21 protein-coding genes are annotated in these 23,907 nt (G+C 57.9%); 11 read left to right on the top strand and 10 right to left on the bottom strand.

Going from position 1 to position 23,907, the window contains the following annotated elements:
• Positions 1-23: 23 nt before the first annotated feature.
• The 4 genes from phnE to UL81_RS02950 all read right to left on the bottom strand — a co-directional run bounded on the left by phnE (position 24) and on the right by UL81_RS02950 (position 4,688).
• Entirely contained in the window at positions 24-1,679 is a 1,656-nt protein-coding gene (phnE, locus tag UL81_RS02965) for a phosphonate ABC transporter, permease protein PhnE (RefSeq protein ID WP_035106847.1), read from the bottom strand.
• Positions 1,680-2,501 (bottom strand): phosphonate ABC transporter ATP-binding protein, encoded by an 822-nt coding sequence (gene phnC, locus UL81_RS02960; RefSeq protein ID WP_046453240.1) that lies wholly within the window; start codon positions 2,499-2,501, stop codon positions 1,680-1,682.
• 34 nt (positions 2,502-2,535) lie between these two features.
• Positions 2,536-3,459 (bottom strand): phosphate/phosphite/phosphonate ABC transporter substrate-binding protein, encoded by a 924-nt coding sequence (locus tag UL81_RS02955; RefSeq protein WP_035106846.1) that lies wholly within the window; start codon positions 3,457-3,459, stop codon positions 2,536-2,538.
• Positions 3,460-3,572: 113 nt separating this feature from the next.
• On the bottom strand, positions 3,573-4,688 hold the full coding sequence (locus tag UL81_RS02950; RefSeq protein WP_035106845.1) for a TIGR03364 family FAD-dependent oxidoreductase: 1,116 nt from the start codon (positions 4,686-4,688) through the stop codon (positions 3,573-3,575).
• A 147-nt stretch (positions 4,689-4,835) separates the two neighbouring features.
• On the opposite strand from UL81_RS02950, the gene UL81_RS02945 reads away from it, so the two are divergent.
• The 6 genes from UL81_RS02945 to UL81_RS02920 all read left to right on the top strand — a co-directional run bounded on the left by UL81_RS02945 (position 4,836) and on the right by UL81_RS02920 (position 11,375).
• A complete protein-coding gene (locus UL81_RS02945; protein WP_236684498.1) occupies positions 4,836-5,600 on the top strand; it encodes a GntR family transcriptional regulator in 765 nt (254 codons plus the stop codon).
• A 144-nt stretch (positions 5,601-5,744) separates the two neighbouring features.
• The gene (locus UL81_RS02940) at positions 5,745-6,959 is read left to right on the top strand and encodes an acetyl-CoA C-acetyltransferase (RefSeq protein ID WP_035106843.1); all 1,215 of its coding nucleotides are present in this window, start codon (positions 5,745-5,747) and stop codon (positions 6,957-6,959) included.
• 410 nt (positions 6,960-7,369) lie between these two features.
• Complete coding sequence (locus UL81_RS02935) at positions 7,370-8,815, top strand: DUF5129 domain-containing protein (protein WP_236684497.1); 1,446 nt, start codon at positions 7,370-7,372, stop codon at positions 8,813-8,815.
• 364 nt (positions 8,816-9,179) lie between these two features.
• Entirely contained in the window at positions 9,180-9,467 is a 288-nt protein-coding gene (locus UL81_RS02930; protein ID WP_035106841.1) for a YrhK family protein, read from the top strand.
• Positions 9,457-10,062 carry a cation transporter gene (locus UL81_RS02925; protein ID WP_035106840.1) on the top strand — a complete coding sequence of 202 codons (606 nt, stop codon included), beginning with the start codon at positions 9,457-9,459 and terminating at the stop codon, positions 10,060-10,062. Before UL81_RS02930 ends, UL81_RS02925 begins: the two co-directional genes overlap by 11 nt.
• A gap of 29 nt (positions 10,063-10,091) precedes the next feature.
• Complete coding sequence (locus UL81_RS02920; RefSeq protein ID WP_035106839.1) at positions 10,092-11,375, top strand: amino acid permease; 1,284 nt, start codon at positions 10,092-10,094, stop codon at positions 11,373-11,375.
• A 10-nt stretch (positions 11,376-11,385) separates the two neighbouring features.
• On the opposite strand, the gene UL81_RS02915 is transcribed toward UL81_RS02920, so the two are convergent.
• The 5 genes from UL81_RS02915 to UL81_RS02895 form a co-directional block, all read right to left on the bottom strand.
• Positions 11,386-12,246 carry a 3-hydroxyacyl-CoA dehydrogenase family protein gene (locus tag UL81_RS02915; RefSeq protein WP_035106838.1) on the bottom strand — a complete coding sequence of 287 codons (861 nt, stop codon included), beginning with the start codon at positions 12,244-12,246 and terminating at the stop codon, positions 11,386-11,388.
• Between the two features lie 51 nt (positions 12,247-12,297).
• On the bottom strand, positions 12,298-13,080 hold the full coding sequence (locus tag UL81_RS02910; protein ID WP_035106837.1) for an enoyl-CoA hydratase/isomerase family protein: 783 nt from the start codon (positions 13,078-13,080) through the stop codon (positions 12,298-12,300).
• Between the two features lie 181 nt (positions 13,081-13,261).
• Positions 13,262-15,055: a flavin-containing monooxygenase gene (locus tag UL81_RS02905; protein WP_035106836.1), complete on the bottom strand. Its 1,794-nt coding sequence runs from the start codon at positions 15,053-15,055 to the stop codon at positions 13,262-13,264.
• 64 nt (positions 15,056-15,119) lie between these two features.
• Complete coding sequence (locus UL81_RS02900) at positions 15,120-16,631, bottom strand: carboxylesterase/lipase family protein (protein ID WP_046453238.1); 1,512 nt, start codon at positions 16,629-16,631, stop codon at positions 15,120-15,122.
• Positions 16,632-16,775: 144 nt separating this feature from the next.
• The gene (locus UL81_RS02895; RefSeq protein WP_035106835.1) at positions 16,776-17,672 is read right to left on the bottom strand and encodes a LysR family transcriptional regulator; all 897 of its coding nucleotides are present in this window, start codon (positions 17,670-17,672) and stop codon (positions 16,776-16,778) included.
• 138 nt (positions 17,673-17,810) lie between these two features.
• Here UL81_RS02895 and UL81_RS02890 point away from each other — a divergent pair, with 138 nt between their 5' ends.
• The gene (locus tag UL81_RS02890) at positions 17,811-18,992 is read left to right on the top strand and encodes a CaiB/BaiF CoA transferase family protein (protein WP_035106833.1); all 1,182 of its coding nucleotides are present in this window, start codon (positions 17,811-17,813) and stop codon (positions 18,990-18,992) included.
• Positions 18,993-19,054: 62 nt separating this feature from the next.
• A complete protein-coding gene (locus UL81_RS02885; RefSeq protein WP_035106831.1) occupies positions 19,055-20,272 on the top strand; it encodes an acyl-CoA dehydrogenase family protein in 1,218 nt (405 codons plus the stop codon).
• 47 nt (positions 20,273-20,319) lie between these two features.
• On the opposite strand, the gene UL81_RS02880 is transcribed toward UL81_RS02885, so the two are convergent.
• Complete coding sequence (locus tag UL81_RS02880) at positions 20,320-20,574, bottom strand: helix-turn-helix domain-containing protein (RefSeq protein WP_046453237.1); 255 nt, start codon at positions 20,572-20,574, stop codon at positions 20,320-20,322.
• 188 nt (positions 20,575-20,762) lie between these two features.
• Between UL81_RS02880 and UL81_RS02875 the strand changes: the two genes are divergently transcribed.
• The 3 genes from UL81_RS02875 to UL81_RS02865 are packed head-to-tail and all read left to right on the top strand — an operon-like array spanning position 20,763 to position 23,904.
• A complete protein-coding gene (locus tag UL81_RS02875; protein ID WP_035107042.1) occupies positions 20,763-21,650 on the top strand; it encodes a carbohydrate ABC transporter permease in 888 nt (295 codons plus the stop codon).
• A 4-nt stretch (positions 21,651-21,654) separates the two neighbouring features.
• On the top strand, positions 21,655-22,521 hold the full coding sequence (locus UL81_RS02870) for a carbohydrate ABC transporter permease (RefSeq protein ID WP_035106826.1): 867 nt from the start codon (positions 21,655-21,657) through the stop codon (positions 22,519-22,521).
• A gap of 54 nt (positions 22,522-22,575) precedes the next feature.
• Positions 22,576-23,904, top strand: coding sequence for an ABC transporter substrate-binding protein (locus tag UL81_RS02865; protein WP_035106824.1), 1,329 nt, complete (start codon positions 22,576-22,578; stop codon positions 23,902-23,904).
• Positions 23,905-23,907 lie beyond the last annotated feature (3 nt).

Genomic DNA, 23,907 nt, shown 5'->3' with positions numbered 1-23,907 from the left:
ATTTCTCCTTGTAAACGTTGAATCTAGCGCACGGCTTTGCGCAGCCACATGGACAGCAGCTCGACAAGCAGGACGACAGCGACCATGAGGATGAGGATGTAGGTGACAACCTCGAACTGGTTAACGCGGGAGGCGTTGAGCAGCTGGAAGCCAATGCCACCAGCACCCACGACACCGAGCAAGGTCGCCGAGCGGATGTTGGTATCCAGCAGGTAGAGCGTGTGCGCCACGAATGCCGGGGCGGCCTGACGCAAGGTGGCCGAGAAGAAAATCTGTGCCTCGGTGGCACCGGAGGTACGCACGGCTTCTTGGACGTCCACGTCGGTTTCTTCAATCGAGTCGGCGATGAGCTTGGATAGCAGGCCGACCGCACCGAGAGCGAGAGCCAAGGTACCGGCGACAGCGCCCAGGCCAGAGATGACCACGAAGACAATCGCCAGGATGAGCTCCGGGATACCGCGGATGACCACGATGAGGGTACGGAAGAATCCGTAGACCGCCTTATTCGCTACGACATTGCGGGCAGCCAGGATGCCGATCGGCAGCGCGAGTACTGCGCCGAGGAAGGTAGCGGCCAGGGCGATGCGCAGGGTTTCCAGCAAAAGCAGGAAGAGGTCACCGGCCATGCCCGCAGCAGAAGGCGGGAAGAAGAGGGCGAGGGTCTCTGGCAGCTCGAGCAGACCCTGGAAGATCTGCTGTGGGTTCAGCTCGACGCGCATGGTGGAGGCGACCAGGAGTGCAAAGACAATCGCAATGGTGAGGAAGCGCTGGATGCGGGACCAGTTCCACGGTGGGGTCACGCCGACATCGACAGGCTGCTTCTCCTTTGGGTTAAAGATGTTGTCAGCCCAGGTGCGCGGTGCACTGGCACCGGACTTGCGCAGAATAATTGCGCGCAGGGCACCGGAGAGGAATTCCACGGCGATACACAGCACCAGCACCACGAGGGCAAGTGCCATGCCGCGCTGGTAGTTCATCATGCGCATGGCATCGGCAATCGCCAGGCCAATGCCGCCAACACCGACGTAGCCCAGCAGGACCGAGGTGCGCAGGTTGATATCAAAGCGGTGCAGCGCGGTGGCGATGATTTGTGGCATGAGCGCCTGCGGGATGGCACTCCAGATCTGCTGGGTGCGGGTGCCGCCGGTGGATTCGATGGACTCGCGTGGGCCATCGTCAAGTTCTTCGATGGCATCGGAGTATAACTTGCCCACCATGCCGATGGAGTGCAGGCCCAGTGCCAGGATGCCGCCAATGGCGCCCAGGCCGAACATACGCATGAAGATAATGGCCAGGACCAGGTCCGGGATGGCACGCATGAGCACGATGATGCTGCGGGAGGTATAGCGCATGCCCTTGTTTGGGGCGGTGCGCTGCGCAGCCCACACGGCTAGTGGCAGCGAAAGGACAACGGAGAGTGCCGTGGCCAAAAAGACAACGGCCAGGGACTCAAAAATCATGCTGGCAAGTTCTGCTACCGGTGGGAAATCCAGTGGGAACATGCGCGCGATGAATGCTTGCGCATTATCTGCGGACTGAGCCAAGGTGGCGATGTTGATGCCAATGGATTGGACCGACCATGCACCCAGTACGGCAAGCAGGATGAGGACTAAGGTCGCAGCCCAGCGGTTGATATCGACGGGACGCCTAGTAGGCGTGGTTGCTAGAGCTGTAGACATTTAGGCCTCCGCTGCTGCCGATGCCGTCGGAGCGGCAGGTGCCACTGCCACGGACTGGTAGATTTCGTTCGCAGATTCTGCGGTCATGCCCTCGGTGGAACGGTCGAAGCCGACCTTGCCGGACTGCAGGCCAATGATGCGGTCCGCGAAATCGACGGCGAGCTGGACCTGGTGCAGCGAAGAAATCACGGTCAGGCCGTCTTCGCGGCAAATCTGTTCCAGCAGTTCGATGACCGAAGCCGAAGAGACGGGGTCCAGGGCGGCGACGGGTTCATCGGCAAGCAGCACCTTGGGATGCTGCATGAGTGCACGAGCAATAGCGACGCGCTGCTGCTGTCCACCGGACAGGGTGTCGGCACGCTGGTGAGCCTGGGCAGCCAGGCCGACGCGCTCGAGGGTCTGCAGGGCTTCCTGCTTAATGGCCTTCGGGTACATCATCAGCGACAGGCGCGGGCCCTTGAGCTCGCCGAGTGCGCCGGTGCAGACGTTTTCGAGCACCGACATCGGGCCAACGAGGTTGAAAGACTGGAAGATGACCCCGACGTCCTTGCGTAGGCTACGCAGCTCGCGCTTGTTCAGCGAGTTAACCTCCTGGCTCAGCACGCGCACGCTGCCCTTGGTGGGTGTGTGCAGGCCATTGATGTGGCGCAGCAGGGTGGACTTACCGGAACCGGACAGGCCGAGCAGTACTGTGATTTCGCCGGTGCGGAAACCAATCTTGACGTTGTCGAGGCCGCGCACACCGCCGCCGAAGTCCTTAGTGACGTTCTGGATCTGGACGGCGTATTGCGCGTCGACTTCTTTTTGCAGTTCAGGGGTCATGGGAAAAGTCTTTCTTGTCTCGCAGGCGGAGTGTTTAAGCAATCGAGTCGCAGGCCTCAGCCTGGGTGGCCTCGCAGATATCGCGGATGGCGTTGAAGTCGGAATCCTCGACAGGCATGTAGCCCCACTCGGTTTCCTCCGGCAGAACGCAGTCGTCCTCAGATTCGCAGATGCCCTCTTCGACCAGGGTTGGCTTGTTGATCTTCTCGCGGAAGGTGGTGCCGATCTGCTCCAGCAGTTCTGCATCGACGGTCTCGGTGTTGAGCACTACCGGGTCCTCAGTAATCGGGTCGGATTCCCAGATGGGCTTGACGTCATCTTCGCTGAGCTGGCCGGAATCATTCAGGGTGGTCAGCATGGAATCGTGAGCGAAGGCAGCATCGCAGGCACCGTCCTGCAGTGCCAGCAAGGAGGCATCGTGGCCGCCGGTCATGACGGGTTCAATGTCAGCTTCGACATTCATACCTGCATCGATGAAGCCCTTGGTCGGGACCAGGTAGCCGGAGGTCGACGACGGGTCGACCAGGCAGACCTTCTTGCCCTGAAGATCCTCCAGGGAGGAAATGTCAGAATCAGCGGTGACGTAGGCCAGCGAGGAGTATGCCGGCAGGCCCTCATCGGTATCGGCCTGAGCTGCAACCGGCTCAATCGGAACGCCAGAGTCCTTAGCCAAGATGTAGGAGAAAGGACCGAAGCTGGCGATATCAATCTGACCAGCGCGCTGGCCCTCGACCACTGCGGCGTAGTCGGAGGCGTCCTGGAATTCGATGTTCACGCCGGTTTCTTTTTCCAGCATGGCAATCACGTTGTCGTAGGAAGACTGCAGAGACTGAGAAGACTCGGAAGGAATGGCGGCGAAGGTGAGAGTTTGGGCGTCGTCAGCAGAATCTGCCGAACCGCACGCAGCGGCAAAAGGAACGGTGGCCAGAAGGGCGGTGAGCAACTTGATAGACTTCAACGAATTGTCCTTTGAGCAGGTAGTGGGCTTGTTTCTGGATTTATTGTCACCCGACTTGTACAGCTTGTCTAGTCGTGTAGAAAGAGTTCATGTACAAGTAACCTGACGGTCATTTATGCCGTCGGGAGTTCATCTCCCTGCAACGCCACGTTGGCCAAACCGAAGGACATCGTCATACCAATACCCGAGGTTGCCGCCAGCACACAGGTCTGCTCATCCGGGCGCTCCACAATCAAATTGGCCAGCGGCGAATCCGCATAACGGCCCTGCCAACGCTGCAGCACACGCGGGGAATCAATACCCAACAATCCCGTCGTCTTGTCAATGAGCAACTGCCCCACCGTTTCATCAATAAACGGTTCCGGCGACAGGTCATATTCGTGCGAATCGCCCACCAGCAGTCCCTCCGGAATACCAGTGGCCATGAGGTTGGCAATGCAATCAACCAGTTCCGGTTCGCGCTGCGCCAAGTCTTGCTTGAACTTGTCGATGCTCGGCATCGCCGCAAAGCCGTCATAGCGCCCCAGTGCGGTGCCAGTCAGCATTGCCAGGTTCTGCGGAATGCGCTCCGGGCGCTCGAGCAGCGCCATGACCAGCGTGCACACCCGGATTTCATACCTGTCTGCGATCTCTGGGAACAGCTGCGTCATAAAGAAGTTCGGGCAGCAGATGACACGCTCCGCGGTAAACTCCCCGCGGTTGGTCTTCACGGTGCCATCAGCAACTTCCTTGACCTCGTGACGCCACTCGAAGCTCACCCCATTTTCTGCCAACCACGCCGCAATACGCGGTGCCGCCTCGCGCGGATTCACGCGCATATCCAGCGGCAAGTACGCGCCACCCAGGCTCTTTGCGTCCGGATTGCCGATGCCTTCGGCGATGGCCGAAGCATCAATCAATTGAACCTGCTCCGAACCACGGTGCTGCGCGAATTCTTCCAGGACCTGCAGTTCTACCTCAGACTGGGCAGGCAAATATGTGCCGCTTTCCGATGCCCACAGCCCCGTCGCCTCAGCCGCCTTCAGCCAACCTTCGCGCGAGGACCACACAGCATCTTGAACTTCATCAGCTTGTCCAGTGAAGCACGCATGTCCAAAGTTCTGAATGGATGAGCCCACCGGGCGTTCCGAACGATCAATGACACGCACCGACAGTCTATGCTTACGGGCCAAAAATGCACTGGCCAGGCCGATAATGCCTGCACCTACAACAATCACATCTGTTTTCATAAGGCTATTATTGCCCGCCGCACCCCACCTGTCGAGACTTGCCTAGACAGGTTAAACAAAGGTTCATCTTCTCTTAACCTACATAGGCAGGACAGATACTTTAGGATGGGAACAATCTCGTTGAAGCATCACCTATTTACGAAAGGCTTGTCTGCAACAGTGGCCCGTCAGCAGCAACACCAGGAAATCGCCGCAGACCTCCGCAAACAAATCCGAGAAGGAGAACTCGCCCCCGGCGCATCTATCCCCTCGGAAGCAGAGCTGTGCCGGCAGTACGGGTGTGCGCGCGGAACCATTCGCCAGGCTGTTGCCACCCTCCGCAACGAAGGGCTCATCTCCTCTGGACAAGGCCGTCGCTCGCGCGTGCTCGATACTGTGCCGACTCAGGACTTCGACGACATCATTTCCTTTTCCCAGTGGTGCCACAACTCCGGTATCGAGCCAGGCCAGGAAACCCAGTGGGTAACCCGCTGCCGCGCTAATGCGGAGATGGCCACTCGCTTGGAAATCAACACCGACGATCCCATCGTGTCCGTGCTGCGCCTGCGCCTTATGGACGGCACACCCGCCATGGTCGAGCGCCTCAACTATCCCCTTGAGGTGGGCAAGCACGTACTCGTCTTCGACCCGGATTCTGGTTCTATCTACCAGCAGCTCCTCAACTGTGGAGTGGATATCTCGCATGCCACCCGCACCATTGATGCTGTTGGCGCCAACGAAGAAGATGCCGAACTACTCGGTGTCACCCCTGGCACTCCCCTGCTGCGCGTGCGTCGTCACGCCTTCACACTCGATGGCACCCCAATTGAAGCTTCCGACGATCGCTACCTGCCACACATGGCTAACTTCACCGTCTCCGCAGTGCGCGGCACCCCGTCACCTGCCTCAATGGTGCGCGCCGACGCTTCCTAACAGCACGCACCCGGACCTACTCTAGGCCCGCTCCGCAACAACTCATACCAATTAGGCATAAGCCTTGTTCTCCGTGTGACGCACACTACACTCGTGGTCACCTCAACGACCCCGCCAAAAGAAGCAAAAAGAAACGGAGAATTCATGAACGACCACGATATTGTCCTGTGCTCACCACTGCGCACACCAGTTGGCCGCTTCGGCGGGGTCTTTAAAACCGTCCCCGTCCAAGACCTAGCCTCCACCGTCGTAAGCGCCATAGTCGAACGCACCGGCTTAAAGGCAGAAGATATCGACGACCTGATTCTTGGCCAAGCCTCCCCTAACGGTGCCGCACCAGCATTAGGCCGCATCGTCGCACTCGATACCGGCCTCGACTCCGTACCCGGCATGCAACTCGACCGCCGCTGCGGCTCCGGCCTACAAGCAATCGCTACCGCCGCCGCACACATCACCGCCGGAGCTGCCGACCTCATTATCGCCGGTGGTGCGGAATCAATGTCACGTACCGAATACACCGTAGATGCCTCCATCCGCTGGGGCGCTAAAGCCGGCAACCTGCAACTACGCGACCGCCTCCAAGAAGCACGCGAAACCGCCGGCGGCTGCCACCACCCGATTGCCGGTGGCATGATCGAAACCGCAGAAAACCTCCGCCGCGAAAAGACCATCGCCCGTAAAGCCCAAGACGAACTAGCCGCAAACTCTCAACAGCGCGCAGGCAAAGCCCAAGAACAAGGACTATTCGACGCCGAAATCGTCCCCGTCGCCGTCCCCCAACGCAAAGGCGACCCAATCATCGTCGACAAAGACGAACACCCACGCCCAGATACCACCACCGACAAACTAGCCAAACTACGCCCAGTCATGGGCACACAAGACAACGAAGCAACCGTTACCGCCGGTAACGCCTCCGGCCAAAACGATGGTGCCGCCGCCGTCATCGTCACCACCCGCGCCAAAGCACAAGAACTAGGACTGACACCCGTAGTCACTTTGCGTGGCTGGGCAGTAGCCGGTGTCGAACCAGAACGCATGGGCATCGGACCAGTCCCAGCCACCAACAAACTCTTTAAACGCCTAGGCCTTACCTGGGACGATATCGACCTCATCGAACTCAACGAAGCCTTCGCCGCCCAAGCACTCGCCTGCCTCGACGAATGGGGCATCGACGCTAACGACCCACGCTTAAACCCAGTAGGCTCCGGCATCTCCCTGGGCCACCCCGTCGGCGCCACCGGCGCCCGCATGGTCGTCACCGCCTCCCACGAAATGCAACGCAACAACCTCACAACCGGCCTCGTCACCATGTGCATCGGCGGAGGACAAAGCCTGGCAGCGATCCTGACCAAAGACTAAGCCGGCCGTATCCGCCCTAAACCTTTCCAGAAATCAGATAGACTATTAGTTGCGTATGCCACTGTTAACTGGCTCTTTGACATGTCTCTCGATGGATATTTAATCAATTATCAGCGTGTCAGAATGGCGAAAACAGGTTCCAGATCCACAATGCTCTGGTACCGGTTAAGACCTGGTACGCATGAGAGATAGAGAGAGCACGAGGGCCTGGACACACAGTCCAGGCCCTCGGTGTATCTTTACAGCCACAGAACACCTTATGGGAGCGATTAGGTAACCCACTTCTTGCTAGACTATGTAGTACTTCACATCCATTGTCACTGGCAGAAAGGCCATCGATGTACGACGACTACGACCGCAGTGAACGCAAAGAGGTTCAACCCTTCGCGGCTAGTCGCGGACCGAAGGTTATGAGCGCAGGAAAGCTCACTGCTGCAGCACTGGGAAGCGGACTCCTCGTCGCCGGCGGTTCTTTCTTTGGCCTGTCCTCTGTATTTGAGTCGCCGCAGCAGGAGGATTACATCGTCAAGCCTGCGACGCAGCAACCGACGGTAGAGATTATGGACCCGGATGATGTGCTCACGCCTGACGATGAACGCCGCATGCTCCGCGATATCGAACGCATCGATGTCGCCGAAGAAGTCGAGCAGGTCAACTACATGGTGTTTGAGACAAACGACGACAACGTCAATGACACTGTGGAGAATTACCTGCGCGACCACCACCCCGATCTCATCGGCGATGACTACTTCACTGATGGCCAACTCTTCGTTGGTGTCGGACTCGATCCGCGGCAGGCCTTCATCTTTGCCGGTGAAGATGTCGCTGAGGCCTATCAGCTTAAAGACGAATCAGATCACTTGGAAGAATCCCTCGATGCCATCAAGCCCGGCGTGCGGGATAACAACATCCCGGCCGGTCTTTTTGCTGGTGCCGATAACGCAGTGAGTGCAGAAAAACTCAGCGAGAGCACCTACGAGGAAGCTAAATCTGATCGCGACTTTGGTGTTACTGGTGGCGGTGTCGGTGCGGGTGTGGTTGCTGCAACCATCGTCGGTATCGGTGCTGGCTCCCGCCGCAAGAAGCAAAGCAACGTGGTCACCGCCCGCGAGGATTGGGATTACGTCTCCCAGACTTATGCCGATGTGGCTGCACGCCTGGATGCGATCGATATCCGTGCGAATTCCTTAAGTTCTGACCTGCTTAACGCGCATCTGCGCAGGCAGTGGGAGAAACTGCGCAAAGACTTCCTCAAACTCGACCGCAAGGTCTCTCCCATGAGCCAGCTCAGTGCAACCTCCCCCGATGAAGAATTTGAGAAGCACGCAGACAAGCTCGCCGAGACTGCGCAGACCTGTGAGCGCATGGAGGTGGCCGAGGAGAACATCGACAAGCTCTATGGCATGGAGCATGCCGACGCCGCCACCCGCAAGCACGAGCTCTACAAACTCGAAGAAGACCTACACGACGCCAGCGTCGAGGCAGGTGAGCATGCCGAATCGCTGCAAGAGGAACTGCGCATCCTAGAACGGGATGCACGCGAACTGAGCCACAATCCCACCCAGCCAGAGTTCATGGAGAACTACCTGACTTTGCTCAACCGCAGTTCGCGCGCCATGCATGCGCTGCAGAACCTGCTGCAACAGAAGAACAACGCTGACGAGACACCAAAGGAAGCAGATATCTACGACCGCGGCTTCTTTGCCGGTGCTGGTGTCTACGGGTTTATCCCCTACTACCAGCTCAGTGTCTGGAATTCGACGGCGCAATCCTTCAACTCCAACAGTTCTTCTGGCGGGGTCAACTCCAGCTTTAGCTCTGGCTTCTCCGGCTCAGGCGGTAGCTCGAGGTTCTAAACCGGCAGGTAGTTGCCAGGTTCGTGCCACTGTCGTTTCAGCGTGGCTGTGCATAATGAATCTCGTACGGCTGAGATGCGGTACGCATGAGAGAGATAGAGAACGCGAGAAGGGTCCGGATTCATTCCGGACCCTTTTCGTATCTCCAGACGGTGCGCTGCCCCTGGCTATGGGCCACGGACCCAGCGTGACCAAAACGAATCTAAATCGACAGGCAATTGCCAGCCTCATTCCACTGCCGTGCCAGCACCGGTGCGCATAATGAATCTCGTACGGCTGAGATGCGGTACGCATGAGAGAGATAGAGAACGCGAGAAGGGTCCGGATTCATTCCGGACCCTTTTCGTATGTCAGACTAGGGGTAATGACTGACCACGATCCCGACTTGAAGCTCAAGCTCAGTCGCAACAACGAAATCAAAATCCGCAACCGCTACGAAACCATCTCCATCGCCAATGACATTGCCATCGCGGTTGTGTTCATTGCCGGTTCCGTCGTTGGCCTGATGGGATACTCCACGGTGAGTACCTCTATATTCTTAGTGGGCAGCTTTGCCATGGCCGCCCGCCCCGCCATCCGACTCATGCGCCGCACCTATCTCCAACGCATCGGCGCTGATGAATACTCACAAACTTCAGGATATGACTACTAACGAGCTTTCTTCTTCCAGCTTAAGCCGCAGCGCACGCCGCATCGTCGCCATCGTGGCGGTGCTTAATCTGTTGGGCTGCTTGGTTGAGGCGTTTATCGCCGCGCGCATTGGTTCTGCTGCGTTGCTTGCCGATGCCGCCGACTTCCTCGAAGACTTCCTCATCAATGCCCTCGTGCTCACGGCACTGGGTTGGTCGGCTGCGGGGCGTCGCAAGGCTAGCTATGGCTTGGCCGGACTCATCCTTATCCCAGCGGGTGCGGCACTCGGCATGGCCATCTACAAGATTGTCTCTGGCGAACCACCGGAGGCATTCACACTATCGGCCACCGCCATTGGTGCCGGCCTGCTCAACTTGCTCTGTGCAATCCTTTTGGTCCAGTTGCGTTCCGGCAATGCACTCACCCGTGGCGCGTGGCTGGCCGCGCGCAACGATGTTGCCGCCAACGTCCTCATCCTGGGCGCTGGCGTGCTCACCATCTTCTGGTTCAGCATCTGGCCCGACGTCCTGGTCGGCGTGGTCATTGCGATTATTAACTTAAGTGCGGCGAAGGAAGTCTTCGAGCAAGCACGTGCTGAAGACCCCGAAATTGAGTAACTCTAGTTTTATGCAGTAGCATGAATTAAATGAGTTCTACTGCGTCCGCACCAGCTGACGATGTCACCTTCAAGCGCGCCTCCGCCGGTTCCACTGCCACCTGGGTTATCACCCTCTTTGGCACCGCGGTGGGCGCAGGCATCCTCTTTTTGCCGCTGAATGCTGGCTCTTTTGGCTTCTGGCCGCTGTTTATCGCCACGCTGATTATCTTCCCGCTGGTGTATTTTGCACACCGCACCTTTGCGCGCATCGTCAGTGGTGCTCCGGTCAAAGACCACGGCAAAGATGTCCTGGAACTAGTACGTAAGTACTTAGGCCCTGGCACTGGCTTCTTCGTGGCGTTGATGTACTCGCTGGCGAATATCCCCACGGTATTCATCTACGGCATTAGTTTGACCAACGCTATTGACAGTTTCATCGTCAATCAGCTGAACGGCCCCTCGATTAACCGCTGGGTTCTCTCCATTGCGTGCGTGGGCTTTATGACCGGCATTTTCGCCATCGGACGCAAACCGATGCTGTGGTTATCGCAGATTTTGGTCTATCCACTCATCATCACTCTGTTTGCCACCTCGGTGTATCTGATTCCGATGTGGGATTTCGAGAGCTTCTATAACTTCGACTACGGCGATACCAACTGGCACGTCCTGCTCGGCTTCCTGCTCATCCTGCCAGTACTGGCCTTTTCCTTCTCACACATGGCGGGCCTGTCGCAGTTCTCTGTGGATATGCAGCCGACCTATGGCAAGCACACCGAAAAGCGTGTCACCCGCACAGAGCTCTACACCGCGCTACTGCTGGTTATCTTCACGATGTTCTTCGTCTGGTCGTGTGTGCTGGCCCTGGGTGCGGAAGGCATGCGCGAGGCCACCGAGCAAAACATCCCGGTGCTGTCCTACTTCGCCAACGTCACCGGCACGCCCGTCATGGCACTGATGGCTCCGGTCGTGGTCATCTTTGCCATCATGTCCTCCTACTTCGGCACCATGCTGGGCGCAGAAGAGGGCGCTTCCTACATGCTGCGCCTGGTCGCCCCACGCACGGCGGAAAAGGTTTCCCGCCGCACGTTGCTCAATACCGTCTACATCTTCATCTTCGTCACCGCGACGCTGGTCGCGGTATATAACCCATCCATTCTGGACTTGATTTCGATGGTCGGCGGCATCTTCGACGCCATCCTCATCTTCATGCTGCCGGTCTACATGTTCTCCCGCGTTAAGGAATACAAGAAGTTCCGCGGTGACCCCTGGAACATCTTCGTCTTTGTCTTCGGATTTATCATCCTGTGCGTGACCATCTGGGACCTGTTCTAGGCCCGCGCTCCTACTTGTCGTAGGTGTACCAGCCCTTGCCGGTCTTGCGGCCGTAATCGCCGCGCTCGTAGAGCTCAGTCACCGACTTCGATGGCAGCGATGCCGGGTCGCCGGTCTGCTCGTACTCGGCCTTCCGGATCATGTAGACCACATCCAGGCCGGTCATGTCCATCAGCTCAAACGGCCCCATCGGGTGGCGCAGTGCGGTCTTGGCTGCGACGTCAATGTCCTTGAAATCAGCAACGCCGTCTTCGTAGAGCTCAAGTGCTTCCGCGCGCAGCGCGTTGAGCAAGCGGTTGGCGATAAAGCCTGGCACCTCCTTGTTCAGGCGCACGACGTCTTTGCCCATCTTCTCGCCGAACTCGGCCACAGCGTCCAAGGTTTCGGTGGACGTGTGCTCGCCGCCGACGACCTCCACGCAGGTCATAATCAGTACCGGGTTGAAGAAGTGCATGTTGCATACGCGGTCGGGGCGCTTAGTGGAATCAGCCAGTGCGGAGGAGACGATGTTGGAGGAGTTCGTCGCGATGATGGCGTGCTCAGGGGCCACGGCATCGACGCCTTCGAAGATTTGACGCTTGATGTCGATGTTCTCGGTGGCGGCTTCAATGATGAGGTCGGACTCGGCGGCTGCGGCATCGCGGTCGGTGCTAAAGGTCAGACGTCCAAAGGCAGCATCCACGTCGTCCTGGGTGCGGCGGGACTTTTCGATGTCCCTATTCATACGCTTGTGCAGCATCTCTTCTGCTGCCTTGAGTGGCTCGTCTTTGATATCCACAACGAAGGTGCGGGCACCAGATAGTGCAGAGACCATGGCAATCTGTGCACCCATAGTGCCAGAGCCAATAACGGTAACGGTGTTAATAGACATGTCGATCCTTCTTGTTTATAGGTAACTAGTTGTCGAGGGACCCCTCGACAGCTAGTTACGGTCGTAGCGAACCTCGGAGAAGTCCGCGTGGCGTTTGTTGAGGAAGGCGCTAGTGCCCTCGTCGCGCTCGGGGCTGGAGTACAGCAGTGCTTGGGCGACGCGCTCGAAGCTCATGGCGGTGGCGTGGTCGAGTGGGCCCTTGGAGAGAATCTCGCGGGCCAGGCGCACTGCCAATGGTCCCTTGCGCTGGATGCGTTGGGCAACCTTGGTGGCAGTTGCGGCGAGCTCGTCAGGTTCGACGAGGTAGGTAATCAGGCCGGTATTCAGTGCTTCTTCACCAGAGAGCTTGCGGCCGGTAATGATGATGTCGGTGGCCATGCCGGTACCGACGATGCGGGCCAGGCGGTGGGTGCCGCCAGCACCGGGGATGATGCCGAGGCCGGTCTCGGGCAGACCGAAAAGCGCGTTGGTGGAACCGACGCGAATGTCACAGGCCAGAGCGAGTTCGAGGCCACCACCGAGAGCGTAACCACCGACGGCGGCGACGGTGGGCTTGTCGAAGTTGGACAGGACATCGAAAAGCTTTTGCATCTCGCCGTCCAAACCAGCCCCGGCCTTACGGACTGCGAGTTCATTAATGTCGGCACCTGCGACGAAGGAATCGCCATCACCGGTAATGATGACCACATCGACGCTGTCGTCGTCACGTACTTCCTCCAGGCGCTGTCGCAGCCCGACGCGAGCCTCGGCGTTCATGGCGTTGCGGGCCTTAGGGCGAGAAATAGTCAACGTGGCAATGCCGTTGTCGTCTGTGCGTTTCACAATGTCAGTCATAAAGTGTCCTTTCGTTGTCCCCAATCTAACGGGGTGATGTGTACAACAAGTTACCTTTGCGCATTTTCAATTAATCGACACCAGCGATGCATGAGTGCTGGTAAGCGCATAGATCGCCAAAGCGCTACCGCGTCTTTTTGTCGATGCGATAGCGCAGGCGATGCCTTCTACAGGTGGTTAATTAGGCGAACTGCAGGCCGTCGTAGCCTTCTTCACGCCAGTTCTCGAAGTACTTAAAGAAGGCGGTTGGACCGTAGGGGTAGCCGACGGAGCGCTGCTCGCGCTTGCCTGGTGCCTTGCCCTCATTGTTGTAGTAGCCCGGGGTGCACTCCGGGTCATCGTTCGGGCTGGAGTTTTCTTCCAGGAACTGAACCCACTTGTCCTGGGCGTCCTTGGTGGGTTCGATGGTCTCGTAGCCATTCTCCCGAGCCTTGCTCACCAGGTCCCGGATGGCCTTGGACGCGTAGATGTAGTTCTGCGGCACGTTGGAAGCCAAGTAGGCAGCCTGGATGGACTGCTGCAGGAAGAGATTCGGGTAGCCGTTGACCTGGAAACCATGCAGGGTTTGCAGGCCTTCCTCCCAGAAGTCATCGAGAGCCAGCCCATCGCGACCGATGATCTTCACACCCGGTACGCGGGAAAGGTCGCGGTTGTACTGGAAACCGGTGGCATAGATGATGACATCAACTTCGTATTCCTTGCCGTTGGCAACGATGCCCTTTTCGGTGATGCGCTCAACACCCTTGCCATCGGTATCCACGAGGTGGACGTTGTCGCGGTTAAAGGTCGGCAGGTACTCGTCGTGGTAGCCCGGGCGCTTGCACCAGAAGGGGTACCACGCCTTGAGCATTTCCGCGGTCTTTTCGTCTTTGACGATGCCATCGACGCGAGCGCGCACCTTGCCGCTGAGTTCCTCATCCGCAGCATAAAGTGCCTTGCGGGCTTCTTCCTTGTTCTTCGGCTTGTACTCCTTGAGGTAGCCGGCCACCAGCTCGCCGGTATTCGTCCACGCATCGTTGATCCAGTTCGGGGTGTGCTCCTCATTCAAGATGCCGGAGCCGAAGCGCCAATCCTCGAACCACTCAAGGAAGTGGTTGTAGAGCTTTTCCTGCCAGCCCGGTTCAGACTGCATCTCCTCGAGCCAGTCGTAGTGCAAAGGACCATTATCGCGTGCGCTGACAGCGGTAGGTGTGCGCTGGAAGACCAGCAGTTCCTTGGCGTCGCGGCCAAGCTCCGGAACGATCTGCACGGAGGTAGCACCGGTACCAATGACAGCCACGCGCTTGTCCTTGAGCTTGTCCATTGGCTCGGTCGCAGAACCACCGGTCACGGAGTAATCCCAGCGAGAGGTGTGGAACCAGTCGCCTTTGAAATCTTCGATGCCTGGGAAGTTGGGCAGCTTAGCGACGTGCAGAGCACCCAAACCAAGAGCCAGGAACTTGGTGGTGAACTCATCGCCACGTGCGGTGCGCACGATCCAGCGCTTCTTGTCTTCGCTCCACTCCACTTCGGTCACGCGGGTGTGGAACAGCGAATTCTCGCCGAGGTCGTACTGCTTAGCGATGCGATTAGCATGCTCCAGAATCTCTGGACCGTGTGCGTAGAACTCAGTCGGGGTGTACTTGGTCTCTTCGAGGAAAGGCAGGTAAATCAGCGACGAAGTATCACACATCAAGCCTGGATAGCGGTTCCAATACCAGACACCGCCAAAACCGCCGGCTTTTTCGACATAGCGGACGTTAATACCCGCTTCCTTCAGGCGAGCACCGGTCATCAAGCCAGCCCAGCCGCCTCCGACGAAGGTGAACTCGACATCGTCATACACTGGTGCGCGGTCTTCGACCTCCTTGAAGGGGTCCTGGTGCTCCGGGTCAATAACGCCTTCGAGGTTGGTGAACTGACCAACGCCTTCAGCACGCAAGCGCTTGATGCGCTCTTCTTCGTAACGGGACTTCAGTTCTTGATTAGCAGCCATGATGCTGCCTCCTTTTCTGGAGAATTTTGGATGGAAGATATGGAGTTGTGATTAGGGGTATCTACTAGCGGAACTTCGCGTAGCGGGCACGCACATCCGCACCAACGGAATCGGCGACGTCATAGCCTTCAGCGTCGAAGATGGCCGTAGGGCCTGGTGCGTCCTTGGTTGGTTCCCAACCGGGGTCGCCTTCCTTAACAAAGGACACCCAGGCGCCGTGCAGGGCATCGGCAAGTGCTTGCGGGGCGTTGTTGCCAACCAGGCGCTGCGCACCTTCGTCATCCAAGGTGTCGAAGACGAAAGACAGGTCCAGGGTGTGCAGCGCGCCCAAAGCGCCCTCGAAAATCGGGGCATCCCAGGTGAACTGGTAGCGCCACGTCGGCTGGGTATTACCGGTGTGACGGGCATCGATGAATTCGGCGAGTGGGACCTGGAACTTCCAGTCGTCGTAAGCGTGCTCGGCGACCTTGCCCAGGGTTTGCTCCTCACTGCGGCGGGCGGCTTCGGCGATTTCCGGAGCGATTTCGGGACGCCCGGTCAGTGCGGCGAGTACTGGACCCATGAGTTCCTCGTTCATCTGGGCTGCCAGGCCAGAGGCAACAATAAAGAGGCTGCCTTCGTCTTCATTGGTAGCAATCAGGACCGGAACGTCGTGGCCATGGCCCTCACGCAGGGCCTGAATCGGCGTAGTCGGGATGATGTCGCCATCGACGGTGGGCTGCCAGACCATGGAGGACAGATAGGCATCGTGAAGCTCGCCTGCTGCCTCCGGGGTTTGTGCATAAGCCTGGGTCTGCTTGGCGGCTTCGATGACTTCTTCATCACTGGCTTCTGCGATAGCTGCCGGGTCCGTACCGCGGCCGAGGAACTCCAAGAAACGAGCGGTAACAGCCTTGCCGGCCTCCAGGCTCAAGGAATTACCAGCTGCACCAGAGCTCAAAATTGCTTGGTGGAACAGGCCCTTCGCCGCCGGGGAGGTCAGCAACAGGCCAACGCTCATCGCACCGGCGGACTCACCTGCCACGGTGACCTTATTCGGGTCACCGCCAAACTGAGCAATGTTGTCTTGGACCCACTGCAGAGCTGCAATCTGGTCGCGCAGACCGTTGTTGGAAGACTTGTCGGTGCTAAAAGAACCCTCGACGCCCAGGCGGTAATTAATGGTCACGGTGACCACGCCATCGCGGGCAAAGCGATCGCCGCTCCACTGCCCTACTGAGTTCGAGCCCTGGCGGAATGAACCGCCGTGGATGTAGACCAGCACCGGTGCGGAACCGGCGGTGTCCGGGCTAAAGATATTGAGGTTGAGCGAAGAATCGTTCCCATGACGCAGCTCACGAAGTGGGTTGTCCACAATCGCCAGCATCTCTTTCGCGTATTGCTCTTGATTTACCGTTGGTCCCCACTCAGTGGCATCCCACTCGCCATCCCACTCGATTGGCTGGGGTGGAGCAAAGCGCAGCGAGCCCGTTGGGTGCTGTGCATAAGGAACACCCAAAAAGGCTTCTACCTTGGTATCTCCCACCGCAATCGTGGCGCCTTTGAGCTGGCCAGACGTTGTCGAAATCGTGCTCACAACAGCCCCTCTCTTGTGACCAGTACCAGTCACGTTGTCATAAGTGATGTAAGGCACATGGTCCCAACAGGGGTTCATATATGGCAAGAATTTTGCATTTCTCGCAACGATTATTGCCGGGAGTGTAATAATCGCGAACGGTGATTAGTCACGCATGCCAAAGGCAGTCTTCGCGCTTTCAATTGCGGGCGCTACCACGGGATTCTTACTATCGCGGCGCCAGACCAAACGCACCATGAGGTCCGGAGCAGGGTCAGCAATCGGCTTGAATACGACACCTTCCACGCGCGTTGATTTCGCCACGGAGCTCAACGTCAGAGTCACCCCGGCACCCGCAGACACCAACACCAAGATGGTCCAGGAGTTGTCTACGTGCTGGACGATGTTCGGCGAATAGCCTGCTTTACCCGTGAGCATCATCAACTGGTTGTGCAGTGCTGAGCCATAACCACCAGGCAGAGCGATCCAGTTTTCTTTCTCCAGATCTTTGAAAGACACCGCTTTCTCGCGTGCCAGACGATGACTATCCGGCAACGCGATCACCATCTTTTCGCTTTCCAGATCGAGATGATCAATAGAATCGGGAATCACGTTCCAGCGACCAATGGCGATATCCAGCGTGCCGTCAATAACCTGCGACAGGCCCACGTGCGATAGGCGCCCGGAAATCAGATTCACACCCACCCGCGGCATGTCCTTGCGCAGCTGCCTCGTCAACGCCAAAATGCCGCGCTGGAATGAACCACCCGTAAAGCCCATGGTGAGCTTGCCCGTGCGACCAGCCTTGGCATCGGCCATGGCGGTGTTGACGTCATCCGATGCCGCAACCAACGCGCGTGCCGGTTCAATCAGTGCCGCGCCCACCGGGGTGAGCTTCACATTCCTCGTCGAACGGGTAAACAGCTCAACTCCCCATTGCTTCTCTAAACCGCGAATGATGCGGCTTAACGGCGGCTGGGTCATATTCAGTCGCTGCGCCGCCCGTCCGAAGTGCAGTTCTTCTGCGAGAACCAAGAATGCCTGCGCTTGCGATATCTCCATGAAATACACCGCCTGTCATTGAATACAACACCGATCACGATTAATGCCGGTCCGGAATAAGAGTAGAAAAATATGTTACCCCAATTACACTTTCGCTCAAGTGCAATCGACGAAACATGAACTACGAAAGCAAAATCAATGACTGAAGTGACCGAAATTTCCGGGGGAACCGGGCCGCTTGAAGGAGTCGTCGTCGCTGACTTTTCTCGCATCCTCGCGGGCCCTTATTGCTCCATGCTGCTGGCTGACTTGGGCGCTACCGTCATCAAGGTCGAAAGCGCTGGCGGTGATGACACCCGCGCCTGGATTCCGCCATCATACGAGGGCAAGTCCACCTATTACCTCTCCATCAACCGCAACAAACACTCCGTGGTGCTCGACCTGCGCGATGAGAATGACTTGCAGACTGCCTATGACATCTTGGACCGCGCCGATGTCTTCTTAGAAAACTTCAAACCCGGCAGCTTGGCCAAGTTCGGACTCGGTCCGGAGCACCTTGCTTCACGATGGCCCAACGTCGTCCACGTCTCCGTCACCGGCTTTGGTAGTGCTTCCGGTGCCCTTCCCGGCTATGACCTACTCGCCCAGGCCATCTCGGGCTTTATGCACACCACCGGCCAAGTAGATGGCGATCCCAGCCGCGCCGGCGTGGCCATTTTCGACGTGATTACCGGCCTGCACGCCACCATCGCCGTGCTCGCCGGTCTGCTGGATAAACAGAAAGAAGGCTTAGGCCAGCACATTGAGCTCAACCTACTCAGCTCCGCTCTGTCTGCTCTGGTTAACCAATCAGGTGCTGCCGCCATGACCGGGGTTAGCCCCAGCCGCATGGGCAACGACCACCCCAGCCTGTTCCCTTATGGTCCCTTCGACTGCAAGGACCGTCCGCTGGTGATCTGCTTGGGCAACGACCGGCAGTTCTATCGCTTTGCCGAAGTCGTCGGTCACCCCGAATGGGCTGAGAACCCCGATTTCATCAGCATGGACAAGCGCAACCGCAACCGTGAGGACCTGCGCGAACTCATGGAAGAAGCACTCTCATCCAAGACCGCCGAAGAATGGTTTGGCATCTTGCGCGAGAACGGCCTGCCCGCCGCACCCATCCTCAACGTCGTCGAAGGCCTCGATTTCGCCGAAACACTCGGCCTCGATCCACGCATTACCGCCGGTGAAGGCGAGAAATCCCTGCCGGGTGTTCGCAACCCACTGAATTTTTCTCGTTCCGAGCTCCAGTACCGCCTTGCCCCACCTGAACTTGGCGAACACACCGACGCCATCCAGAACTGGATCGCGAATACCGAACCCAAGGGCGCTTCCTAGAGGAAGTGCAACAAACAACGAAGCGCAACAAGCAACGAAGCGCACGATACTAAGGAGACACCATGCGCGAGCCATCGCCATCCATTTACCACCCCGACTTCCTGCTGCTCGACAACGATCTTCCCGAGGACCTGATTGAGCTGCGCGACAAGATCCGCGCATTCGGCAAAGAGCACGTCCTGCCGGTTATCAACGGTTATTGGGAGCGTGCCGAATTCCCCCGCGAACTGCTCGAACCGCTGAGCAAGCTCGGCATCATCGGTACTTACATCCCGGGTTATGGCTGCCCCGGTCTTTCCCGCATGGGTGCGGGCATCGTTGCTCGTGAGATGGGCCGCATCGATGGCTCCCTAAACACCTTCCTTGGTGTGCACTCCAACCTGTGCATGGGTTCTATCTACATCCTGGGTTCTGAAGAACAGCGTCAGCGCTGGCTGCCGGACCTTGCTGCCCTGCGCAAGACTGGTGCTTTCGCGCTGACCGAACCCGACCACGGCTCTGACTCGGTGTCCCTGGAAACCTCCGCGTACCTCGATGGCGACCACTGGGTGATCAATGGCCACAAGCGCTGGATCGGCAACGGCCACGAAGGCGATGTCATCGTGCTCTATGCCCGCGACAAGGCGGATGGTGAGGTCAAGGCTTTTGTCGTCGAAAAGCAAGAAGACGGCACCTACCCAAAGGGCTACGACCCCACACCAATCGAAGGCAAGGTGGGCAAGCGTGCCATCCTGCAGGGCGATATCGTGATTGAAGACCTACACATCCCGGTTGAAAACCGCTTGGAAAATTGCGAGTCCTTCGCCGGCGTGAACCGCGTGCTGGCCCAAACCCGCGGTGGTGCATCCTGGGAAGCTGTCGGCCACGGCATGGAAGCCTTCGCCCTGGCTGCCCAGTACGCCCGGGAGCGCATCCAGTTCTCCTCCCCGATTGCGTCCTACCAGCTAGTCCAAGAAAAGCTGGCCACCATGCTCGCTCAGGTCACCGAAATGCAGCTGCTATGCCAGCGCATGGCGCAGCTGCAGGAATCCGAAGAATTCACCGGCGCCATGTCCGCGATGATCAAGATGTCCACCTCGCGCCAAGCCTTGAGCATCTGCCGCGAAGCCCGCGACATGATGGGCGGCAACGGCCTTCTGCTAGAAAACCACGTCGCCCGTCATCTCACCGACATGGAAGTCGTCTCCACCTACGAAGGCACCGACTCCATCCAGGCACTCATGCTCGGCCGCGAAATCACCGGCCTCTCCGCTTTCACCAACAAAAAGCGCAGTAAGTAGCAGTAGCCCTAAGCAGAACTACCAACGCCACTAGGACTCCAGAGGATCTACGGCAGCAGCGATGCTCCGTAGGTCCTATCTGTATGTCTGCGCACCTGGAACTGCAGCCCCAACGCGGTGATTACCCGCAGCGTTGATTCCAACTTCGCACTGCTTGAGCCCCGTTCAATGGCACGCAAAGTCTTTTCCGACATGTCCAACCGCTGCGCCAAATCTTTCTGCGTGACGTTGTACTCCCGCCGCTGCGCACGAATGGTTTGCCCGATTTCTACTGCAGCCTCCACTGCACTCCCCCGATTCATATAGCTTGCTCGCTCTACGCGAACAACGATACCGAAGGTTTTAGCACCTGCTGAGAAATTCATCTCGGGGCCGCTCTGTGTTCACTATCCGTTTTGATATGCGAAAGTTCCTAGTCACTTATATGTCGTAAGTTCACGACGTGACTTTGAATAGGGAACGCGCTGCATCCTCGCAGAAGCAAGCCGAACTGGAGAACAAGGCGAAAAAGGGCCGCCGCCGTGAATGGTGGTTGGCTGCTGCGCTGCTGGCGCCGAACCTGATTCTGCTGGCGGTGTTTACCTACCGTCCCCTGTTGGACAACATTCGTTTGTCCTTCTTCCAGTGGAATATCTCCAGCCCCACGTCCACTTTTGTGGGTCTGCAGAACTACATCGAGTGGTTTACCCGTGATGATACGAAGACGATTGTCTTCAACACCTTGGTGTTTACGTTCTTCGCGGTGATCGGTTCGATGGTCATTGGCTTGGCCTTGGCGCTGCTGCTCAACCAGCGAATTAAGGGTCGTAACTTCACTCGTTCGGTAGTGTTCGCGCCTTATGCGATTTCCGGCGCGGCCATTGGTGTGGCTTTCCAGTTCGTCTTCGACCCCAGCTTCGGTCTGATTCAGGAGATGCTGTCCTGGTTCGGTATTGATTCGCCGAACTTCTACGCAGTACCTGGCTGGGCACTGTTCATGGTCACCTTCACGTTCGTCTGGAAGAACTTGGGTTATACCTTCGTCATTTACCTCGCTGCATTGCAGGGCCTGGATAAGGAACTGGATGAAGCAGCAGCTATCGATGGCACCCCGTGGTGGCGCAAGTTCTGGCGTGTGACCATGCCGCAGCTGCGCCCGACGACGTTCTTCCTGTCGATTACGGTGATGCTCAATTCCGTACAGGTCTTCGACATCATCAACGTCATGACTCGTGGTGGCCCACAGGGTAACGGTACGACGACTCTCGTGTACCAGATTTACAACGAGACCTTCGTGAACTTCCGTGCTGGCTACGGTGCCACTGCCGCGACCATTTTGTTCCTCATCCTGCTGGTCATCACTTTGATCCAGGTTCGCATCATGGATAAGCGAGGTTAAGGCCATGTCTACATCTCAGCTCAACATGGTGTCCAACCAGTCGCCTGCCGCACGTCGGTTGAAGCTTGCCGGTGGTTACTTCGGAATCTTCCTCGTGCTGGTTCTCATCGGGTTGCCACTGTTCTGGATTCTGATGACTTCGTTCAAGGCACGCGGTGACATCTACACCGATCCGGTCAACTGGATTCCACCGACGTGGGAAACAGGTAACTACGTCGATGCCACCACCCGCGTTCCTTTCTGGACCTACCTGCGCAACTCGATCATCATCACCGCAGCACTTTCGATCATCAAGATCACCTTGGGCGTGCTGTCGGCATATGCGTTGGCTATCCTGCGCTTCCCTGGGCGCAACTTGCTGTTCATCGTCGTCATTTCCGCACTGATGGTTCCCGCCGAAATCACCGTGATTTCCAACTACGCACTGGTGAACTCACTCGGCTGGCGTAATACCTTCGTCGGCATCATCGTTCCGCTCGCAGGCGTTGCCTTCGGCACCTTCCTCATGCGCAACCACTTTCTATCGCTGCCTTATGAGCTGGTCGAAGCAGCCCGCATGGACGGCGCCGGTCCAATTCGTTTGCTCACCAAAGTCCTTCTTCCAGTCTCGTGGCCGACGTTGACTGCCTTTTCGGTCATCACCGTGGTCAACGAATGGAACACCTACCTCTGGCCATTCCTGATGTCCGATACCGACCGTGTCGCACCGCTGCAGGTGGGTCTGACCATGCTGCAAAACAACGACGGTGTCACCAACTGGGGACCAGTGATGGCAGCGACCATCCTCACCATCTTGCCCATGGTCATCATCTTCCTGGGCTTGCAAAAGTACATGATTCAAGGCCTGACCACTGGCGCCGTAAAGGGCTAGGGAAACCTACCCCGTCACGCTCGCCGTTGTTATTCCCACTACAAGGAGACTCTCATGAAGCGCCGTAAGTTCCTCGCTCTCGTGTCCACTGCTACTGCGTCCATGGCACTGGCTGCTTGTGCCGGTACCTCATCCACCGATCCTCAGGCGTCCAACAACGGAGGCGGCGAAGGTGGCGGCGACGTCACCGAGCTGACCTGGTGGTCCAACCACCCGGGTTCGTCTAAGGATGTCGAGTCCGAGCTCATCTCCCGCTTCGAAGAAGCCAACCCAGATATCAAGGTCAACCTCGTTGATGCTGGTAAGAACTACGAAGAGGCTGCACAGAAGTTCAACGCAGCACTCACCGGTGACGACCTGCCCGACGTTGTCGTGCTGTCCGATGTCTGGTGGCACAACTTCGCCATCAACGGCCAGATCGCAGACGTCGATGCACTTGCCGACGAAGCTGGCATCGACCTGTCCACCTACGTACAACCGCTCTACGAGGACTACGAGTACGACGGCGGCCACTTCGCACTGCCATTTGCTCGCTCCACTCCGCTGTTCTACTACAACAAGGAAGCCTGGGAAGCTGCCGGCCTGCCTGACCGCGGGCCTGAGTCCTGGGATGAAATGGACGAGTGGGCTGAAAAGCTCACCGAGGCTAACCCGGATATGAAGGCCTTCGGTTGGGGCGATGCCGTGGATTACCTGTCCTGGATCTTCCAGGGCCCGCTGTGGTCCAAGGGCGGTGCTTACTCCGACGAGTGGGACCTGAAGTTCACCGATGAAAAGACCATCCAGGTCGTCGAGTGGCTCAAGGAAACCACCGACCCAGACTCTGGTTACGCATACGTGGGCAACGACATGGCCATGGAGTTCGGCACCGGCCGCGCTGCTGCCACCGTGCTGTCCACCGGTGACCTGGCGGGTGTTACCGACACCGTTGATTTCGAACTGGGTACTGCATTCCTGCCAAACCCGACTGGTGAAGGTGCGTGCCCGACTGGTGGTGCTGGCCTGGCAATTCCGGCAGGTATCGACAAGAACCGTCAGCTGGCTGCTATCAAGCTCATCGACTTCCTCACCAACGAGGAAAACACCTCCTACTGGTCCCAAAACGTCGGCTACATGCCGGTGCGTTCTACCGCTGTGGAGAACGAGGACCAGAAGAAGTTCATGGAAGAAAACCCGAACTTCGCTACCGCAATCGAGCAGCTTCCAGAAACCCGTCCGCAGGACAACGCACGTGTATTCCTGCCGGGTGCGGACCAGGAAATCGGTGGTGCCTTCGAGAGGATCGTCACCAACCGCGACGATGTCACCGAGGTTCTCAGCGACCTGCAGAACACCCTGCAAAACATTTACGACAACCAGGTTGAGCCGATTCTCAACGGCTAAACC

This window comes from Corynebacterium camporealensis, from assembly GCF_000980815.1.
GTDB classification, from domain to species: domain Bacteria; phylum Actinomycetota; class Actinomycetes; order Mycobacteriales; family Mycobacteriaceae; genus Corynebacterium; species Corynebacterium camporealense.
The sequence above is the reverse complement of the archived record's forward strand: the minus strand, read 5'-3'. Positions and strand labels throughout refer to the sequence as shown.

What these genes read in the sequence shown, in the direction of transcription:
- phnE (WP_035106847.1), bottom strand. Translation starts at nt 1,679, where the DNA reads ATGTCTACAGCTCTAGCAACCACGCCTACTAGGCGTCCCGTCGATATC.
- phnC (WP_046453240.1), bottom strand. Translation starts at nt 2,501, where the DNA reads ATGACCCCTGAACTGCAAAAAGAAGTCGACGCGCAATACGCCGTCCAG.
- UL81_RS02950 (WP_035106845.1), bottom strand. Translation starts at nt 4,688, where the DNA reads ATGAAAACAGATGTGATTGTTGTAGGTGCAGGCATTATCGGCCTGGCC.
- UL81_RS02940 (WP_035106843.1), top strand. Translation starts at nt 5,745, where the DNA reads ATGAACGACCACGATATTGTCCTGTGCTCACCACTGCGCACACCAGTT.
- UL81_RS02935 (WP_236684497.1), top strand. Translation starts at nt 7,370, where the DNA reads ATGAGCGCAGGAAAGCTCACTGCTGCAGCACTGGGAAGCGGACTCCTC.
- UL81_RS02930 (WP_035106841.1), top strand. Translation starts at nt 9,180, where the DNA reads ATGACTGACCACGATCCCGACTTGAAGCTCAAGCTCAGTCGCAACAAC.
- UL81_RS02925 (WP_035106840.1), top strand. Translation starts at nt 9,457, where the DNA reads ATGACTACTAACGAGCTTTCTTCTTCCAGCTTAAGCCGCAGCGCACGC.
- UL81_RS02920 (WP_035106839.1), top strand. Translation starts at nt 10,092, where the DNA reads ATGAGTTCTACTGCGTCCGCACCAGCTGACGATGTCACCTTCAAGCGC.
- UL81_RS02915 (WP_035106838.1), bottom strand. Translation starts at nt 12,246, where the DNA reads ATGTCTATTAACACCGTTACCGTTATTGGCTCTGGCACTATGGGTGCA.
- UL81_RS02910 (WP_035106837.1), bottom strand. Translation starts at nt 13,080, where the DNA reads ATGACTGACATTGTGAAACGCACAGACGACAACGGCATTGCCACGTTG.
- UL81_RS02905 (WP_035106836.1), bottom strand. Translation starts at nt 15,055, where the DNA reads ATGGCTGCTAATCAAGAACTGAAGTCCCGTTACGAAGAAGAGCGCATC.
- UL81_RS02895 (WP_035106835.1), bottom strand. Translation starts at nt 17,672, where the DNA reads ATGGAGATATCGCAAGCGCAGGCATTCTTGGTTCTCGCAGAAGAACTG.
- UL81_RS02890 (WP_035106833.1), top strand. Translation starts at nt 17,811, where the DNA reads ATGACTGAAGTGACCGAAATTTCCGGGGGAACCGGGCCGCTTGAAGGA.
- UL81_RS02885 (WP_035106831.1), top strand. Translation starts at nt 19,055, where the DNA reads ATGCGCGAGCCATCGCCATCCATTTACCACCCCGACTTCCTGCTGCTC.
- UL81_RS02880 (WP_046453237.1), bottom strand. Translation starts at nt 20,574, where the DNA reads ATGAATCGGGGGAGTGCAGTGGAGGCTGCAGTAGAAATCGGGCAAACC.
- UL81_RS02870 (WP_035106826.1), top strand. Translation starts at nt 21,655, where the DNA reads ATGTCTACATCTCAGCTCAACATGGTGTCCAACCAGTCGCCTGCCGCA.
- UL81_RS02865 (WP_035106824.1), top strand. Translation starts at nt 22,576, where the DNA reads ATGAAGCGCCGTAAGTTCCTCGCTCTCGTGTCCACTGCTACTGCGTCC.